The sequence below is a fragment of the Bradyrhizobium sp. U531 genome (genome assembly GCF_051710265.1).
Lineage (GTDB): Bacteria > Pseudomonadota > Alphaproteobacteria > Rhizobiales > Xanthobacteraceae > Bradyrhizobium.
Map to the genome: position 1 here is coordinate 104,380 of NZ_JASVEN010000014.1, position 16,076 is coordinate 120,455.

The 16,076-nt window shown below is 65.6% G+C and carries 19 protein-coding genes; 8 read left to right on the forward strand and 11 right to left on the reverse strand.

Annotated elements, in window-relative coordinates; translation table 11 throughout:
• Positions 1-110 precede the first annotated feature (110 nt).
• From QRQ56_RS36985 to QRQ56_RS37005, 5 genes are all read left to right on the forward strand, one after another.
• The gene (locus QRQ56_RS36985; protein WP_438746633.1) at positions 111-365 is read left to right on the forward strand and encodes a hypothetical protein; all 255 of its coding nucleotides are present in this window, start codon (positions 111-113) and stop codon (positions 363-365) included.
• 672 nt (positions 366-1,037) lie between these two features.
• Positions 1,038-2,180 (forward strand): type III PLP-dependent enzyme, encoded by a 1,143-nt coding sequence (locus tag QRQ56_RS36990; RefSeq protein ID WP_438746634.1) that lies wholly within the window; start codon positions 1,038-1,040, stop codon positions 2,178-2,180.
• A 132-nt stretch (positions 2,181-2,312) separates the two neighbouring features.
• Positions 2,313-2,900, forward strand: a complete 588-nt coding sequence (locus QRQ56_RS36995; RefSeq protein ID WP_438746636.1) for a GNAT family N-acetyltransferase — start codon at positions 2,313-2,315, stop codon at positions 2,898-2,900.
• Positions 2,901-3,044: 144 nt separating this feature from the next.
• Complete coding sequence (locus tag QRQ56_RS37000) at positions 3,045-3,434, forward strand: RidA family protein (protein WP_438746637.1); 390 nt, start codon at positions 3,045-3,047, stop codon at positions 3,432-3,434.
• A 62-nt stretch (positions 3,435-3,496) separates the two neighbouring features.
• A complete protein-coding gene (locus QRQ56_RS37005; RefSeq protein WP_438746639.1) occupies positions 3,497-4,939 on the forward strand; it encodes a homospermidine synthase in 1,443 nt (480 codons plus the stop codon).
• A 163-nt stretch (positions 4,940-5,102) separates the two neighbouring features.
• Here QRQ56_RS37005 and QRQ56_RS37010 read toward each other — a convergent pair whose 3' ends face one another.
• From QRQ56_RS37010 to QRQ56_RS37060, 11 genes are all read right to left on the reverse strand, one after another.
• Positions 5,103-5,435: a hypothetical protein gene (locus QRQ56_RS37010; RefSeq protein ID WP_438746640.1), complete on the reverse strand. Its 333-nt coding sequence runs from the start codon at positions 5,433-5,435 to the stop codon at positions 5,103-5,105.
• Positions 5,436-5,535: 100 nt separating this feature from the next.
• Positions 5,536-6,252: an MgtC/SapB family protein gene (locus QRQ56_RS37015; RefSeq protein ID WP_438746642.1), complete on the reverse strand. Its 717-nt coding sequence runs from the start codon at positions 6,250-6,252 to the stop codon at positions 5,536-5,538.
• 30 nt (positions 6,253-6,282) lie between these two features.
• Positions 6,283-7,302 carry a WD40 repeat domain-containing protein gene (locus QRQ56_RS37020; RefSeq protein WP_438746645.1) on the reverse strand — a complete coding sequence of 340 codons (1,020 nt, stop codon included), beginning with the start codon at positions 7,300-7,302 and terminating at the stop codon, positions 6,283-6,285.
• Positions 7,302-8,345, reverse strand: coding sequence for a CobW family GTP-binding protein (locus QRQ56_RS37025; protein WP_438746647.1), 1,044 nt, complete (start codon positions 8,343-8,345; stop codon positions 7,302-7,304). Before QRQ56_RS37025 ends, QRQ56_RS37020 begins: the two co-directional genes overlap by 1 nt.
• A gap of 54 nt (positions 8,346-8,399) precedes the next feature.
• Positions 8,400-9,263, reverse strand: coding sequence for a metal ABC transporter solute-binding protein, Zn/Mn family (locus QRQ56_RS37030; RefSeq protein ID WP_438746714.1), 864 nt, complete (start codon positions 9,261-9,263; stop codon positions 8,400-8,402).
• A gap of 2 nt (positions 9,264-9,265) precedes the next feature.
• Positions 9,266-10,135 carry a metal ABC transporter permease gene (locus QRQ56_RS37035; protein ID WP_438746648.1) on the reverse strand — a complete coding sequence of 290 codons (870 nt, stop codon included), beginning with the start codon at positions 10,133-10,135 and terminating at the stop codon, positions 9,266-9,268.
• A 6-nt stretch (positions 10,136-10,141) separates the two neighbouring features.
• A complete protein-coding gene (locus QRQ56_RS37040; RefSeq protein WP_438746649.1) occupies positions 10,142-10,897 on the reverse strand; it encodes a metal ABC transporter ATP-binding protein in 756 nt (251 codons plus the stop codon).
• Between the two features lie 2 nt (positions 10,898-10,899).
• A complete protein-coding gene (locus tag QRQ56_RS37045; RefSeq protein ID WP_438746650.1) occupies positions 10,900-11,148 on the reverse strand; it encodes a hypothetical protein in 249 nt (82 codons plus the stop codon).
• 167 nt (positions 11,149-11,315) lie between these two features.
• On the reverse strand, positions 11,316-11,816 hold the full coding sequence (locus tag QRQ56_RS37050; RefSeq protein ID WP_438746651.1) for a hypothetical protein: 501 nt from the start codon (positions 11,814-11,816) through the stop codon (positions 11,316-11,318).
• Positions 11,813-12,424: a permease gene (locus tag QRQ56_RS37055; RefSeq protein WP_438746652.1), complete on the reverse strand. Its 612-nt coding sequence runs from the start codon at positions 12,422-12,424 to the stop codon at positions 11,813-11,815. The genes QRQ56_RS37050 and QRQ56_RS37055 overlap by 4 nt, the downstream gene beginning before the upstream one ends.
• A gap of 251 nt (positions 12,425-12,675) precedes the next feature.
• Positions 12,676-13,272, reverse strand: a complete 597-nt coding sequence (locus QRQ56_RS37060) for a superoxide dismutase (protein ID WP_014491764.1) — start codon at positions 13,270-13,272, stop codon at positions 12,676-12,678.
• 221 nt (positions 13,273-13,493) lie between these two features.
• Between QRQ56_RS37060 and QRQ56_RS37065 the strand changes: the two genes are divergently transcribed.
• The 3 genes from QRQ56_RS37065 to QRQ56_RS37075 all read left to right on the forward strand — a co-directional run bounded on the left by QRQ56_RS37065 (position 13,494) and on the right by QRQ56_RS37075 (position 16,030).
• Positions 13,494-14,021 (forward strand): GNAT family N-acetyltransferase, encoded by a 528-nt coding sequence (locus tag QRQ56_RS37065; RefSeq protein WP_438746653.1) that lies wholly within the window; start codon positions 13,494-13,496, stop codon positions 14,019-14,021.
• Between the two features lie 81 nt (positions 14,022-14,102).
• Positions 14,103-15,488, forward strand: coding sequence for an MATE family efflux transporter (locus tag QRQ56_RS37070; protein WP_438746654.1), 1,386 nt, complete (start codon positions 14,103-14,105; stop codon positions 15,486-15,488).
• A gap of 107 nt (positions 15,489-15,595) precedes the next feature.
• Positions 15,596-16,030 (forward strand): DUF2147 domain-containing protein, encoded by a 435-nt coding sequence (locus tag QRQ56_RS37075; protein ID WP_438746656.1) that lies wholly within the window; start codon positions 15,596-15,598, stop codon positions 16,028-16,030.
• Positions 16,031-16,076: the final 46 nt, after the last annotated feature.

A 16,076-nucleotide genomic window follows, 5' to 3' on the forward strand; every position in this document is an offset into this window, starting at 1 on the left:
TTGCGGCCAGCTATAGCACGCGATGGGGCTTTTTTGGGCCATTTGGCCTTGCCCCCGGCCGCCTTTTCGAGGAGATTGCGGCCCTCGATGGACCACGGACCCCTGAGCTCATGAACGCGCCTTCCTCGTCTTCCCGCCAGATCGTCTGGCCCAGCGTCATCACCGTCATCAGCGCCGCGATTCTGATCGGCGCGGAGGTGTTCGGCGCGGCGTTCGCCGGCGGCTGGGCACTCGCGATCCTGATGGGGCTCGGCGAGCAGGGCACGCACATCCTGCAGGCCGTGCTGTTCGCGCTCGGCGTGCTCGTGATGACGGCGTTCATCCGCGCGGCTCGGCGCGTCGAGCCTTTCACCAAGCGCGGCTGACGCTTCCTCGCGCGCGACGAGCGCGCGCTGCCTCGGAAAACTTAACGCGCGTTCATCTTCCGCGTCGCTCGCGCAACACTGCGCAAGCAGATGTTAGGCAAATCTGTTCTCAGCCTAAAAAAATTCTTGCGAAGCAGAGTCAAAACCCTTATGTGCGCTCTTGCCCAATTTCGCACGTGCCTGTGGTCGTGTGTCAGTCGGTAGGTATCCGGACAAGAGGCCGGACAGCCGCCAAGGGGTGAAGAAGCCGAGGGGCTCTTCGGAAGTGCGGAAGTCGGAAGGCTCATAGCCGAAAGACGAAAGCAAACCCGGAGCGTCCAGCATCTCTCTCAAGAGGTGCCTTGTCGAAGGTGACTTCACTTTTTGCAACCGTGACTGGCAGCCGGAGGCGAACCGGCGCACCCCGCTCTCAACGGGGGACGCGACTTAAAGCAACGACGGATCGGGCTTTTTTGGTCTCTACCGGCAGTCCAACGCCGGCGCGGGCTACTGAAAAGGCTTGTCCTTCATTGCCAGGTGTGCGGGCGGGAAATTCCCAACCAATCCACGGCAGCACAGTCTGATTTGAGTCTTTGGCTCGTCGCGCCTCCATCGCGCGATCTGGCCGGAGCGCTCTTATCCGACGTCATTTTTTGAACGGGTCCCCGTCGCTGGGCCGTTTGGGAGAGTGCTATGACCGACCGTATCCAGGAATTCCTGCGCAACCGCCGCCAGGATGGCCTCGACACCGAGCCGTGCCTCGTCGTCGACCTCGAGGTCGTGCGCGACAATTACCAGACCTTCGCCAAGGCGCTCCCCGACAGCCGCGTGTTCTATGCCGTCAAGGCGAACCCGGCGCCGGAAGTGCTGGCGCTGCTCGCCTCCATGGGCTCCTGCTTCGACACCGCAACCGTCGCCGAGATCGAAATGGCGCTGGCCGCTGGTGCGACGCCCGACCGCATCTCCTTCGGCAACACGATCAAGAAGGAGCGCGACATCGCGCGCGCCTTCGCGCTCGGCATCCGGCTGTTCGCGGTGGACTGCGTTCCCGAGGTCGAGAAGATCGCCCGCGTCGCTCCCGGCGCGAAGGTGTTCTGCCGCATCCTCTATGACTGCGCCGGCGCCGAGTGGCCGCTGTCGCGCAAGTTCGGCTGCGACCCGGAAATGGCCGTCGAGGTGCTCGACGTCGCCAAGCGCCTGGGGCTGGAGCCGTGCGGCATCTCGTTCCATGTCGGCTCGCAGCAGCGCAAGGTGAAGGCGTGGGACCGTGCGCTGGCGATGGCCTCGCAGGTGTTCCGCGACTGCGCCGAGCGCGGCATCAACCTGACCATGGTCAACATGGGCGGCGGCTTCCCGACCAAGTACCTGAAGGACGTGCCGCCGGTCGTGACCTACGGCCGCTCGATCTTCCGCGCACTGCGCAAGCACTTCGGCAACCAGATTCCGGAGACCATCATCGAGCCGGGTCGCGGCATGGTGGGCAACGCCGGCGTCATCGAATCCGAGGTCGTGCTCATCTCGAAGAAGAGCGACGAGGACGAGGTGCGCTGGGTGTACCTGGACATCGGCAAGTTCGGCGGTCTCGCCGAGACGATGGACGAGTCGATCCGCTACGCCATCCGCACCCGTCACGACGGCGCGGACATGACGCCGTGCGTGCTCGCAGGTCCGACCTGCGACAGCGCCGACGTGCTGTACGAGAAGAACCCCTATCCGCTCCCGGTCACGCTGGAGATCGGCGACAAGGTTCTGATCGAAGGCACCGGGGCGTATACGTCGACCTACTCGTCGGTGGCGTTCAACGGCATCCCGCCGCTGAAGACGTATCACATCTGATCCGCCTCTCGTCCGAGGCCTGACGAACCCGGGAGCCGGCTTTGCCGGCTCCTTTCCCAACATCTGATTTCTGACGACGCCTTGAACAGGCGTGCCTCGCGCACGCCGGTTTCAAGCGGGGACTGATGCGCCATGACTGCTTTTCGGAAGCCACAGATCGCCCTCACCTCGAAAGCCGCTCCGTTCGTGATCCGCGCGGAACGTGCTGCCGATGCCGTCGCCCGTGAAGCGTTGCTGGATGCCAGCTTTGGCGAGGACCGCCATGGCCGCACCTGCCAGCGCCTGCGCGACGGACGTGCGCCTGCCGCGGGCCTTGCCCTGTCGGCCGTGCGCGAGGGCAGGCTCGTGGGAACCGTGCGGCTGTGGCACGTCAGCGCCGGAGGCAGGCCCGCTCTGGTCCTCGGACCGCTGGCGGTGGACTCTGCCTGCCGCGAGCTCGGGATCGGCGCCGCGCTGATGCAACAAGCGCTGGCCGCCGCCCGGGCGCGCGGGCATGACGCCGTGATCCTGCTCGGCGATGCCCCCTATTACGCCCGCTTCGGCTTCACGGGCGAGAAGACGGCTGCGCTGTCGCTGCCCGGCCCGTTCGAGCGCGACCGCCTGCTGGCGATCGAGTTCACCGACGGCGCGCTTGATGGTGCCGAGGGGATGATCGTCCCGACCGGCGCGGCGCTGGCCAAACGGAGGTCGGCTCGTCCTCTCCAAGCGCGCGCGGCCTGAGACATCGCCTTGATGGTGTCGGCCGCAGCCGCGTCCCGCGGCAACGCCCGGCCGCGCCTACGCCAGACCTGTTCCTTTGGGGTTGCGCAGGCGCCGGAAACGCCCTTTAACCCCGCAAAACGCCCTTTAGCCGAGGCCCGAACCATGTCCCGTCGCCTGATCTCCACCGGCTCTCCCCTCGAAAAGTCCGTCGGCTACAGCCGAGCCGTGATCGACGGCGATTTCGCCTTCGTCGCGGGAACCACCGGCTATGACTACACGACGATGACGATGCCCTCGGATGTCACGAGCCAGTCACGCAACTGCTTCAAGACCATTGAAGCCGCCCTGAAGGAGGGCGGGTTCGAGATGGCCGACATCGTCCGTGCGACCTACTACGTCACCGACACCAGCTACATCGATGCCCATTTCGCCGTCTGCGGCGAGGTTCTCGGCAACATCAGGCCGGCCGCGACGTTGCTGGTGGTCAGCGCTCTCGCCAAGCCCGAGATGAAGGTCGAGATCGAAGTCACCGCCAAGCGCCGCAGCGTCTGACAAGCGCCGCGCCTGATCCACCCACCCTTTGGCCTGCCAGCACGTTTCGGAGAAACTATCCCATGAGCCCTCCCTCGCAGATCTACGCGAAGATCACCGGTCCCATCGTCATGGTCGGCTTCGGCTCCATCGGCAAAGGCACGCTGCCGCTGATCGAGCGGCATCTCGACTACGACAAGTCGCGCGTCACCGTGATCGATCCCAAGGACGAGGGCCGCAAAGCGCATTGCGAGAAGCAGAATGTCCGCTTCATCCAGAAGGCCGTGACCAAAGACAATTATCGCGAATTGCTGACCCCGCTGCTCACCGAAGGCGGCGGCCAGGGTTTTTGCGTCAACCTCTCGGTCGACACCGGCTCGACCGACATCATGGAGCTCTGCAACGAGCTCGGCGCGCTCTATATCGACACCGTCAACGAGCCCTGGCTCGGCTTCTATTTCGATTCCTCCAAGGGCCCGGAAGCCCGCTCCAACTATGCACTGCGCGAAGTGACGCTGGCGGCCAAGAAGGCGCGCCCGAAGGGCTCGACCACGGCCGTCTCCTGCTGCGGCGCCAATCCCGGCATGGTCTCGTTTTTCGTCAAGCAGGCGCTGCTCAACGTCGCCGCCGATTTGAAGCTCAATGCCCCCAAGCCAAAGACCCGCGCCGAATGGGCGGACCTGATGCGGCAGGCCGGCATCAAGGGTATCCACATCGCCGAGCGCGACACCCAGCGCGCCAAGAAGCCGAAAGAGCCTGACGTCTTCGTCAACACCTGGTCGGTGGAAGGTTTCCTGTCGGAAGGCGTGCAGCCGTCCGAGCTCGGCTGGGGCACGCATGAGAAGTGGATGCCCGAGAATGCGAAGACGCATGAAGCCGGCTGCGGCGCGGCCATCTATCTGATGCAGCCCGGCGCCAACACGCGCGTGCGCACCTGGTGCCCCACCCGCGGCGCGCAATACGGCTTCCTCGTCACCCACAACGAGTCGATCTCGATCGCCGATTACTTCACTGTGCGTGACGCCTCGGGCAAGGCGGTCTTCCGGCCGACCTGCCACTACGCCTATCACCCCGCCGACGATGCCGTGCTGTCGCTGCACGAGATGTTCGGCCGCGCCGCGAAGATGCAGGAGAAGCATCACATCCTCGACGAGAACGAGATCGTCGACGGTATCGACGAACTCGGCGTCCTGTTGTTCGGCCACGACAACAATGCCTATTGGTACGGCTCGCAGCTCTCGATCGAAGAGACCCGCGCGCTCGCGCCCTACCAGAACGCCACCGGCCTGCAGGTGACCTCCGCCGTGCTCGGCGGCATGGTCTGGGCGCTGGAGAACCCCAAAGAAGGCATCGTCGAGGCCGACGAGATGGATTTCGAGCGCCTGCTGGAAATCCAGCTGCCATATCTCGGCCCGGTGAAGGGCTATTACACCGACTGGACGCCGCTGACGGATCGCCCGGGACTGTTTCCGGAGGACATCGACAGCAGCGATCCCTGGCAGTTCAGGAATATTCTGGTGCGGTAAGGGGCCCGCCGCGCCTCGCCTCACTCACTGCTGTCATGCCCCGCGAAGGCGGGGCATCCAGTACGCCGCGGCCTCTCCGTATCCACCTGCTTTCTCGGATTACTGGATCCCCCGCCTTCGCGGGGGATGACACCGAGTGCATGGCCGGAAGTGCTGCCGTCAGCTACTTCTTCTCGATCGGCGGTGCGATCTTCTCGGCAGGGGCCGGCGGCAATGCCGGTTTGGCGGCACCCGCCGCACCTTGCGTCTGCGGATCCGGGCGAGCCGGCTCGGGCGCCGGCGTGGTCGGCCGATCGCCACCGGGCTTGGCTTCCGCGGGCTTGTTCTGATCGTCCGACGGCGTGCCCTGCAGCGGCGGTGTCGCCTGCGCCAGCTGCATCCGGCCGTCAGCGCGAATCTGCGCGATCGAGACGCCTGATATCACGACGCCGGCCGCAAACAGCGAGCAGGCGATGATGAAGTCCAGTTTCAGTCTGCGCTTGTCATTGACTGTCATGTCGATCACCGCCTTTGTTCGCGGAATCAACGAAATGGTCCGACCGGAGTTCCGCCTCCCGTGAGGGGGGAACCGCCGTTTGCGTGCCCAAACGCCGCGCCTATTCCGTCGTGCTGACTTCCCAGGTGGCGTGACGCACGCCCGGCAGATGCTGCAGGTCCGTCGCCACCGCGTTCAGCTCGTTCGGATCGACCGCGTTCGCGACCAGCTTCGCGACGATCTCCAGCATGTCCTCGCCGAGCTCGACGACCTCGATACCCGCCACGGGATATTTCGTGGCCTCGAGCTTCTCGACGAGGCGGTCGCGCATATCCGGCAGCGCATCGGCGGCGACCGCGAGCTTGAAATAATAGGTCGCCTCCAGCGCCTTCTCGTTCATGGGAATGCGGTTGATGGCATTGACCAGCGGGCGCAGCATGGTGTTGCCGGCGATGACGAAGACCGTCAGCGCGGCCGCCTGCGCGATCATGTCGGCACCGGCGCAGGAGCCGACCGCGGCCGAAGCCCATAGCGTCGCCGCGGTGTTGAGCCCGCGCACGTCCATGCCCTGCTTCATGATGACGCCGGCGCCCAGGAAGCCGATGCCGGACACGACATAGGCGATCACCCGCACCGCGCCGTCGGCACCGTCCAGCTGCATGGCAAGATCGACGAAGGCGGCAGCTCCGACCGCGACCAGCACATTGGTGCGCAGGCCCGCGGTGCGCTGGCGATATTGCCGCTCGGCGCCGATCAGCGTGCCCAGCACGAAGGCCGTGGTCAGGCTGAGCAGCGTGTCAAGGAAGTCGGCAAGCTGGAAGGTCGTCAAAAACCGCATGATTCCCTATACGGCTGGAACCATGACAGATCAAAGCTCGAGCAGGCCGCCGTCCCCATTTTCGTCGGCAAACGCCAGCAGCGTGCCTTTGGCGTTCCAGCCGATCGCGGCGACGGGAGGTGTGCCGTTGCGGCGGACCAGGATCTCGGCACCGTCCTCCAGCCGCACCATCAGCACGGTGCCGTCGCTGTAGCCGCAGGCCAGAATGTCGTTCTTGGGATGGCAGGCCACCACGGCCACGCGCGCCTGCAACGGCGCCAGCATGGCGGGCTCCTTGCCCATCGGGCCGTCCTTGCTGCCGAACGGCCAGATGATGACGGTGTCGGCGCCCGAGGTCGCGAGCCCCTTGCCGCCCGCGCTCCAGGACATCGATCGCACCCGGCCGGGATAGCCGGTCATGCGCATGTGCCTGTTGTCGGCGAGCCGCCAGCCATGCAGAGCCGGCTCGTGCATCGCCGTGACCAGGAACTTGTTGTCCGGGCTGAAGGCGACCGCGTGATGCGAGCCGGCCCAGGGCAGGAATTCGGCCGACCCTTCCATGTTGGGAAACCACAGCGTCACGCCGTTGTAATGCGCGATCGCCAGCCGCAGGCCCTTCGGCGCGAAGGCAAGGCCGCCAACGGTCGAGGGCACCTCGAGAGACTTCTCCTCGGCCTTGCCGCTCTTCACGGTCGCGACCTTGCCGGCCGACCAAGCGAAGGCGCCGTCGGCATGCAGCGCCACCGCGTCGATCCAGCGCCGCTTCGGGTCGGTGGCGAGCAGCGTCACCTCGCCCTTGGCATCGAGCGCGACGACCTTGCCGTCGTCGCCGCCCAACACGATGCGTTTGCCGTCGGAGGCGGTCGAGAGAATGCCGCCGCTGTGCACGGCGACCTTGGTGACCTCTCCCTGGCCGTCGACGAAGGCGACGTTCTCCTCGCCGCCGACGAAGGCGGCGCGATCCTTCAGAAAATACACCGAGGTCACGGACATGCCGAGCGCGAACGGCTTGACGCGATCAGTGACGGAGACGATCGAGGCGGAATCGGGGGCCGGGGTAAACTCTTTCATCACGAGACGATGCAGCTCTCAAAACCCTTGCGGATCGCCTCTTCAGGCAATTCGCGGCCGATGAAGACGAGGCGGCTTTCGCGCTTCTCACCCTCCTTCCACTTCCGCTGGTGGTCGCCCTCCAGCATCATATGGACGCCCTGGAAGACGTAGCGATCGTCGTCGTCGTGGAAGGCGAGGATGCCCTTGGAGCGCAGGATCTTGCCGCCTTCGACCTGCACCAGGTTCTGCAGCCAGGGCATGAACACGTTGGGATCGAGCGGCTTGTCGGTCTTGAGCGACAGCGATTGCATGTCCTCGTCGTGATAGTGCTTCAGGCCATGGCCGTGATCATGATGATGGTCGTGGCCGTGGTGGTGGTGATCATGGTCGTGGTCATGATCGTCGGCATTGAGAAAGTCCGGCTCGACTTCGAGGATGCGATCGAGGTCGAACGCGCCGCGATCGAGCACGTCGGCCAGGGCCACCGAGCAGCGCTCGGTGCGATGCAGCTTCGCATAGGGATTGATGGCGCGGATGCGGGCCTCGACCTCGGCCAGCTCGCCCTTGTTGACGAGATCGGTCTTGTTCAGGACGATGACGTCGGCGAAGGCGATCTGGTTCTTGGCCTCGGGCGCGTCCTTGAGACGATCGGCCAGCCATTTGGCGTCGGCCACCGTGACCACCGCGTCGAGCCGCGCGTTCTTCTGCACGTCCTCGTCGACGAAGAAGGTCTGGGCGACCGGCGCGGGATCGGCAAGGCCGGTGGTCTCGACGATGATGGCGTCGAACTTGCCCTTGCGCTTCATCAACCCATCCATGATGCGCACGAGGTCGCCGCGCACGGTGCAGCAGATGCAGCCGTTGTTCATCTCGAACACTTCCTCGTCGGCGCCGATGATGAGGTCGTTGTCGATGCCGATCTCGCCGAACTCGTTGACGATGACGGCGTATTTCTTGCCGTGGTTCTCCGACAAGATGCGGTTGAGGAGCGTGGTCTTGCCGGCACCGAGATAGCCGGTCAGGACGGTCACGGGAATTTTCTGGGAGGTCGCTTCAGACATAACAACTCCGGACATAGGGCTGGTCGCGCGACGCGAGGCGGGGTGGCCCCTGCCCTAATGGTCAAGCGCGCTGGTCAGGGCCTTTATATTGTGCCTGACCATATCAATGTAAGTGGGTGCAGGCCCCTTTTCGCCGGTCAAACCGTCCGAAATCAGGGTCCCCCCGACCTTGACCCCGGTCTCCGCCGCGATCCGGCGGATCAGGCGGTCATCGCTGATATTCTCCAGGAAGACCGCCGGGATTTTTTGGGCCCTGATCTGGCCGATGATGGCAGCGATGTCCCGGGCGCTGGGCTCGGTTTCGGTGGAGACCCCGAGGGGAGCCACGAACTGGATACCGTATTCGGCGGCGAAATAGCCGAAGGCGTCGTGGGTCGAGATCACCTTGCGCCGCTCGGACGGAATCCTGACGACGGCCTCGCGGACCTCGCGGTCGAGCGTTTCGAGCTTTTCCAGATAGGCCTTGGCCTGGGCATCGAAGAATGCCGCGTCATCCGGATCGGCGGCCGCCAGCGCCTTGGCGATGTCGGCCACGTAAATCCTGACGTTGGGGATGGATTGCCAGGCGTGCGGATCGGCGGCCGAGCCAAGCTTGAGCGGCGCAATGCCGGCACTGGCCGTGACGACGATTGCCTTGCTGCCCGCTGACTGCACCAGGCGCGGCAGCCAGCCCTCCAGCCCGAGCCCGTTGACGATGACGAGCCTGGCCGCGGCGATGCGCTTCGCATCGCCCGGCGCCGGTGTGTAGACATGAACGTCGCTGTCGGGCCCGACCAGCGTCGTCAGATCGATGCGGTCGCCGCCGACATTGCGGACCAAGTCGGCGAGGATCGAGAAGCTCGCGACGACGTTGAGCCGCTCCGCCGCGTGCAGCGGCGAGGCGATCAGCAGCAGGGCGGACAGCACAAGGAAGCGCACCGTCACGCCTCCAGATGCCGGCCGGGAAACAGTTGCCTGACGACGCCGCCGACGCGGCCGAACAGGACCGAGACGATGTAGATCATCGTCGCCACCAGGATGATCGCGGGGCCCGAGGGCACACGGGTCTGGAACGACAGCACGAGACCGGCATAGCCCGAAACCGCGGCAGCGACGACCGCGATGGAGATCATCACGGTGAGATCGCGCGACCAGAACCGGGCGATGCCCGCCGGCAGGATCATCAGGCCCACCGCCAGCAGCGTGCCGAGCGCCTGAAAGCCGTTGACGAGGTTGATGACGACCATCGCGAGGAAAGCCAGATGCGCGGGGCCGCCGGCCCGGCTCACGGTACGCAGAAACAAGGGATCGACACTCTCGATCACCAGAGGCCGATAAATCACCGCGAGCACCAGCAGCGTCACCGTCGCGTTGAAAGCGACCACCAGAAGCGTCTGGTCGTCCATCGCGAGGATGTTGCCGAACAGCACATGGAGCAGGTCGATATTGGTGCCCTTGATCGAGACGATGGTCACGCCCAGCGCCAGCGAAGCCAGATAGAAGGTGGCAAGCGAAGCATCCTCCTTCAGCCCGGTCGAGCGCGCGACCACGCCGGCGAGGATCGCGACCGCAAAGCCCGCGATCAGGCCACCGGCCGTCATCGCGAACAAATTGAGGCCGGAGAGCAGGAAGCCGACGGCCGCACCCGGCAGGATCGCATGCGCCATGGCGTCACCGACGAGGCTCATCCGCCGCAGCATCAGGAAGACGCCGATCGGCGCGCCCGCGAGCGACAGCGCGATCACGGCGGCAAGCGCGCGCCGCATGAACTCGAATTCGGTGAACGGGCCGATCAGCGCGTCATAGAGCATCGGATATCAGGCCGCCCGCGTGCTGATGTCGTCGGCGGCGCAGGCTGCGGCACTGTCGTCGAACGCCTCGCACATCCGCATCGCGACCAGCAGGTTTTCCGGCGTCAGCACCTCCGCCGTCGGTCCCCACGCGACCGGACCGCGCGCCAGCACCAGCGTCTCCGTGAAATGGTTGCGCACCATCTCCATGTCGTGCAGCGCCGCGAGCACGGTGCGGCCCTCGCCGTGCCAATGCTTCACCAGCGCAAGCAGGTCGGTCGTGGTCTTGCTGTCGATGGCGTTGAAGGGCTCGTCGAGCACGATCAATCTGGCGTCCTGCAGCAGCACGCGTGCGAACAGCACGCGCTGCATCTGCCCGCCCGAGAGCGTGCCGATCGGGCGGTTCTCGAAACCGTTGAGGCCGACGGAGCCGATGGCGCGCAGGATCTTCTCCCGCGCGGCCTTGCCGATGCCGCCGAACAGGCCGGTGCCGCGCCACAGCCCGGTGCCGACGAAATCGAACACCGAGATGGGGAAGCTGCGGTCGATCTCCGCGCTTTGCGGCAGATAGGCGATGTCGCGGGAATCGAGCCCGCCGAGATGGATGCTGCCGTCGAGCGGCTTCAAAATGCCGACGATGCCACGCAGCAGCGTGGACTTGCCGGCGCCGTTCGGGCCGATCACGGCGACCAGCGCGCCGGCGGCGACCTCACCACTGAGATGATGCACGGCAGGATGCCGGTCATAGCCCAGCGTAACGTTGTGAAAGTGGAGCGCGGCCATCCTCACCTCATCGCCAGGAAGACCACGCCCCAGAGCACCGCGCAGACGGCGAGCGCAGCCGCGAGGCGGGCCGCCAAGGTCATGCGCAGGATCGACCAGGGCGCCTCCTGGGCGGGATGCGGCGAGGCGGCATCGTGGACATGGGCATGGGTGTGGTCGTGCCCGTGCGAATGCCCATGATCGTGCGAATGACCATGGGAGTGGTCATGAGCATGGTCGTGCTGGTGGGCGTGGGACGCGGCGGGAACCATATCAGGACGTTATATTATAACATTACCCCTGTCCACGACCATGGGCCGTCATTCCGGGGCGGCAAAGCCGAACCCGGAATCTCGAGATTCTCAGGGGCGCAATTGCGCCCCATAGTTCGATGCTTCGCATCGCCCCGGAATGACGCGCCAAGACGCCAAAGCCCGCCTCACGGCTTGCCGATCACCATCGCGATTGCCGCGGCCACGAACGGGAACGGCACCGAGACGGCGCAGCGGAACCAGACGAAACGGGCCGGCATGAACGGGATTTCCCACAGGATCACCCGCTGGAAGGCGAACAGCGCCCAGGCCACGACATAGGCGACCACCTGGGGCACCCCGCCGCCCGACTTCAGCGCCACCGTGCCGATGGAGAAGCCGATCACGGGACCGCCGGGCGTCGCGGCGCCGGCGACCACGGCGCTGGCAACCCCGAGCCAGCCAGAGTCCGGCCCGAGCCAGCCGGTGATCACCTCCTGCGGGATGATGGCGGCGATGTAGCCGGAGCCGATCACCCCGAGCGCAATGCGCGGCACGATGTTGATGAAGTCCATCGTGCCCTCGCGCAGCGAGGCCTTGAACACCGTCGGGCCGCGGCGGAAGGCGATCAGCCCGACGCCGAACACCGAGCCCCAGAGCAGGATGTCGATGAGAAGCGCCGCGCTCAACTCTCGTCGTCCTTGGCTGCGGGCTTTGGATAGATCCGGACATAGACGAAGCGGCCGAGTGCGCCGGCGAGCACCGGCAGCGGCAGCGAGATCAGGATCCGCCACAGCGTGAAGTCGGTGCCCATGATCGGGATTTCCCAGGCCACCGCGCGGCCGTAGCCGATCAGGGTCCAGCTCACGACCATGGCGATGGTGGCGCCGAAATCGGCGCCGACCGCGAGCAGCGCGCTCGCCACGGGATAGGCGGTGAAGGGACCGCCGGGCAGGATCGCGCCGAAGGCGGTGCCGATCAAAAGGCCCATCAGCCCGGATTTCGGCCCCAGCGAGCGCGAGACCTTTTCGTGCGGCAGGATTTCCGAGATCAATGCGCCGAGCAGGCAGCCGGCGAGCACACGCGGCAGGATGCCCGAGAACAGCGAAAGATCGTGCGTGAGAATCTCCAGGACGCCGTCGGTGCCGTCACGCCGCCAAACCAGGGTTGCGCTCACCGCCACAAGCACCGCGATGATGATCGTCGACCAGCCGATCGGCTTGCGCGCGCGTCCCGGCCGCGGCTCGGACTCCGCGTCCTCGGCGGGCGCCGGGTGGTTCGGGGAAGGTTCTGACAATGTGTGCGGGCGGCTCGAGGGTGATGCCCATCCTGATTAAGGGCGGTGTTCCCCCGATGCAAACGGTGTGATGACAGACCGGTGCGCGCACCGCGCAGGGCAATTCCGCACAGCAAAAAGGCGGCCGCGTGAGCGACCGCCTTGTTGTCATTCCGGGGCGGCTCGAAGAGCCGAACCCGGAATCCATCGGGCATAACCCGAGTGGATCAATGGATTCCGGGTTCGCGCTTCGCGCGCCCCGGAATGACGCTTCACGCCTTGTCGAACAGGGACTCGACGTATTCCCAGTTCACGAGGTTCTCGACGAACGCCTTGAGATAGTCGGGGCGACGGTTGCGATAGTCGATGTAGTAGGAGTGCTCCCAGACGTCGCAGCCGAGGATCGGGGTGGCGCCGTGCACCAGCGGGTTCTCGCCGTTCGGGGTCTTGGAGATCTCGAGCTTGCCGTTCTTGACCTGGAGCCAGCACCAGCCGGAGCCGAACTGGCCGACACCGGCCGCCTGGAAGTCGGTCTTGAACTTCTCGAAGCCGCCGAGGTCCTCGTTGATCTTCTTCTCGAGCTTGCCCGGCAGCTTGGTGCCGCCGCCATTGGGCTTCATCCAGCTCCAGAAGTGGATGTGGTTGTAGTGCTGGCCGGCATTGTTGAACACGGCGGGGTTCTTGCCGAACGAGCCCTTGACGATCTCCTCAAGGGACTTGCCTTCCCATTCGGTCCCCTTGAGCGCATTGTTACCGTTGGTGACGTAGGCCTGATGATGCTTGTCGTGGTGGAATTCCAGCGTCTCCTTCGACATGAACTGGCCGAGGGCGTCATAGGCGTAGGGGAGTGGGGGCAGCGTAAAGGTCATGGGTTCTTGTCCGCGACTGATGGGGAACGAGTTCTAACGGTCATCCCTTATAGAAGGTTCCGCGGCCGTTAAATACCGCCAATTTGCGAAAACGCGTGATGCGACGACATGGCCAGATTGCACGACGTCGGGGCGGATCGGCTGCCGCAAAATATCATTGCCTTTGAAGCGGTTATGACAGAACGAAGGGATCGCGCAGCCGCATTGCGAGAAACAGGGCCATGAGCATCGAGATCGACATTTTGAACGGCGACGCTTCATGGCGGATCGCCGAGCCGCTGCATCAGGCAGTCTGGGGGGCGGACGAGATCGCGGGCAAGCCCTGGGCTCACGTCAAATGGGCCAATGCCGATCTGCGCGTCCTGATCGAGACGCCCGAGGACGGCCTCGTCTGCCATGTCGGCATCTACTTCCGCACGGTCACCTGGAACGGGCAGAAGGTCCATATCGGCGGCATCGGCGGGGTCTGCACGCGCCAGGACCAGCGCGGCCGCGGCTACGCCACCGTGGCGATCGACGCGGCGATTCACACCATGCGCGCCAACGAGGCCGTTCGCTTCGCCCTGCTGTTCTGCGAGCCTCATAATTTTTCGTTCTACGAGACCCGGAGCTGGCTGCCCTTCAAGGGCGAGGTCTATTGCGAACAGCCGGAAGGGCGTGTCCTCTTCACCCATATGGCGCCCTACGTCTTCAACATCGTCCGCGCGCCGACGCTGGGCACCATCGACCTCTGCGGCCTGCCCTGGTGAGCCCTGCATGGCGAGGGGTGGCGCGGCTACCGCACGCCCTGTAATATGTCGGTCATCATCCAATATTCCGCCCGGTGACAGATGACGATCGACGCCCCCCTAGACGCCGTCCCGCCGCGGGCACCGGTCGCCTCCTCCATCGCCAGCCTGCTGACCGCGCCGATCATGCCGACGCTGCTGCGGCTCGCGATCCCCAACATGATCGCGATGGTCGGCAGCACGCTGGTCGCGATCGCGGAGACCTCCTATATCGGCCGGCTCGGCACCATCCCGCTCGCCGCGATCGCGCTGGTGTTTCCGTTCGCGATGCTGACGCAGATGATGAGCGCGGGCGCGATGGGCGGCGGCGTTTCGTCCGCGATCAGCCGGGCGCTCGGCGCCGGAGATCGCGACCGCGCCGCGACGCTGGCGCTGCATGCCGCCATCATCGGCCTCTGCGGCGGATTGTTCTTCACGGTGATGATGCTGGTCTTCGGCCGCTCGTTCTTCGCGCTGCTCGGGGGGCGCGAGCGCGTGCTCGAGGAAGCCAGCGGCTATTCTCAGGTACTGTTCTCCGGCGCGGTCGCGATCTGGCTCGTCAACACGCTGGCCTCGGTGATCCGCGGCACCGGCGACATGCGCCTGCCCTCGATGACGCTGATCGGCGCGAGCGTGCTGCAGATCGCACTCGGCGGCACGCTCGGGCTCGGCCTGTTCGGCGTGAAGCAATTCGGCATGCCCGGCGTCGCGGCCGGCCAGTTGATCGCGTTCAGCTGCGCGGCGCTCTTCTTCCTCTGGTATCTGTTGTCCGGACGCAGCCGGCTGCCGCTCGCGCTCCGCGCCTTCCAGTTCGAGCGCGCGATGTTCCTGGACATTCTGAAAGTGGGAGCGGTCGCCTGCCTGTCGCCGCTCCAGACCGTGCTCACGATTCTGATCTTCACGAAGATCCTGGCGACGTTCGGCACCGAGATGCTGGCCGGCTACGGCATCGGCTCGCGGCTGGAATTCCTGCTGATTCCGATCACCTTCGCCTTCGGCATCGCCTCGGTGCCGATGGTCGGCATGGCGATGGGCGCCGGACATGTCGCCCGCGCCCGCCGCGTGACCTGGACGGCGGCGGCGGTGTCCGGGATCACGGTCGGCCTGATCGGGCTCGTCATCGCACTCGATCCCGCGCTGTGGGTGTCGTTGTTCACGCGCGATCCCGGCGTCACCGCTGCCGCGCACAGCTATTTCCACTGGGCCGGTCCCGCCTTCGCGTTCTTCGGCATGGGCGTGTCGCTGTATTTCTCCTCGCAGGGCGCGGCGCGCGTCGGCGGTCCCGTGCTCGCGTCCACCGCGCGGCTCCTGATCGTCGCGATCGGCGGCGTTGGATTGATGATGGCGCAAGCGCCGGCCTGGACGTTGTTCGCGCTGGTCGGCGGTGCCATGGTGGTATTCGGCCTGTCGACTGCGGCCTCGGTCGCCTTCAGCCGCTGGGGCAAATGAGCGCAGTATGTCAACGCACGTCGATAAACGCAGGAATGTGATTCCGGCCGGCGTTGCACTATCTCGCCGGCCTGCTATGGAGGCGCTCCATTTTCGGGGCCTCTTCCATGACTTGCAGATTCGCCGCTTCCATCGTCCTTCTCACCGCACTGCTTGGCACATCCGCCGCGCATGCGCAGAACGTCGACGGGACATGGCTGACCCAGGCAGGTGATGCGCGCGTCAAGATCACCAAATGCGGCGGCGGCATCTGCGGCGTCGTCGCCTGGCTACGCGAGCCCTACGACACCGCGACCGGCCAGCCCGCCACCGACAGCAAGAATCCCAACCCCGCGCTCGCCAAGCGATCCATGATCGGACTGCCGCTGTTCAGCGGCATGCCGCCGGCGGGACCGAGCAAATGGTCGGGCCAGATCTACAATGCCGACGACGGCAGCACCTATGCCAGCAGCATCAGCGTCACGGGCGCGGACTCGTTGCGCGTCGAAGGCTGCGTCGGCGCGCTCTGCGGCGGCGAGACCTGGACGCGCGCGGGGCGCTAGGTCGACGAACTCTCGTGCCCCGGACGCAGCGCAGCACGTAGTGATG

What these genes read in the sequence shown, in the direction of transcription:
- QRQ56_RS36985 (WP_438746633.1), top strand. Translation starts at nt 111, where the DNA reads ATGAACGCGCCTTCCTCGTCTTCCCGCCAGATCGTCTGGCCCAGCGTC.
- QRQ56_RS36990 (WP_438746634.1), top strand. Translation starts at nt 1,038, where the DNA reads ATGACCGACCGTATCCAGGAATTCCTGCGCAACCGCCGCCAGGATGGC.
- QRQ56_RS36995 (WP_438746636.1), top strand. Translation starts at nt 2,313, where the DNA reads ATGACTGCTTTTCGGAAGCCACAGATCGCCCTCACCTCGAAAGCCGCT.
- QRQ56_RS37000 (WP_438746637.1), top strand. Translation starts at nt 3,045, where the DNA reads ATGTCCCGTCGCCTGATCTCCACCGGCTCTCCCCTCGAAAAGTCCGTC.
- QRQ56_RS37005 (WP_438746639.1), top strand. Translation starts at nt 3,497, where the DNA reads ATGAGCCCTCCCTCGCAGATCTACGCGAAGATCACCGGTCCCATCGTC.
- QRQ56_RS37010 (WP_438746640.1), bottom strand. Translation starts at nt 5,435, where the DNA reads ATGACAGTCAATGACAAGCGCAGACTGAAACTGGACTTCATCATCGCC.
- QRQ56_RS37015 (WP_438746642.1), bottom strand. Translation starts at nt 6,252, where the DNA reads ATGCGGTTTTTGACGACCTTCCAGCTTGCCGACTTCCTTGACACGCTG.
- QRQ56_RS37020 (WP_438746645.1), bottom strand. Translation starts at nt 7,302, where the DNA reads ATGAAAGAGTTTACCCCGGCCCCCGATTCCGCCTCGATCGTCTCCGTC.
- QRQ56_RS37025 (WP_438746647.1), bottom strand. Translation starts at nt 8,345, where the DNA reads ATGTCTGAAGCGACCTCCCAGAAAATTCCCGTGACCGTCCTGACCGGC.
- QRQ56_RS37035 (WP_438746648.1), bottom strand. Translation starts at nt 10,135, where the DNA reads ATGCTCTATGACGCGCTGATCGGCCCGTTCACCGAATTCGAGTTCATG.
- QRQ56_RS37040 (WP_438746649.1), bottom strand. Translation starts at nt 10,897, where the DNA reads ATGGCCGCGCTCCACTTTCACAACGTTACGCTGGGCTATGACCGGCAT.
- QRQ56_RS37045 (WP_438746650.1), bottom strand. Translation starts at nt 11,148, where the DNA reads ATGGTTCCCGCCGCGTCCCACGCCCACCAGCACGACCATGCTCATGAC.
- QRQ56_RS37060 (WP_014491764.1), bottom strand. Translation starts at nt 13,272, where the DNA reads ATGACCTTTACGCTGCCCCCACTCCCCTACGCCTATGACGCCCTCGGC.
- QRQ56_RS37065 (WP_438746653.1), top strand. Translation starts at nt 13,494, where the DNA reads ATGAGCATCGAGATCGACATTTTGAACGGCGACGCTTCATGGCGGATC.
- QRQ56_RS37070 (WP_438746654.1), top strand. Translation starts at nt 14,103, where the DNA reads ATGACGATCGACGCCCCCCTAGACGCCGTCCCGCCGCGGGCACCGGTC.
- QRQ56_RS37075 (WP_438746656.1), top strand. Translation starts at nt 15,596, where the DNA reads ATGACTTGCAGATTCGCCGCTTCCATCGTCCTTCTCACCGCACTGCTT.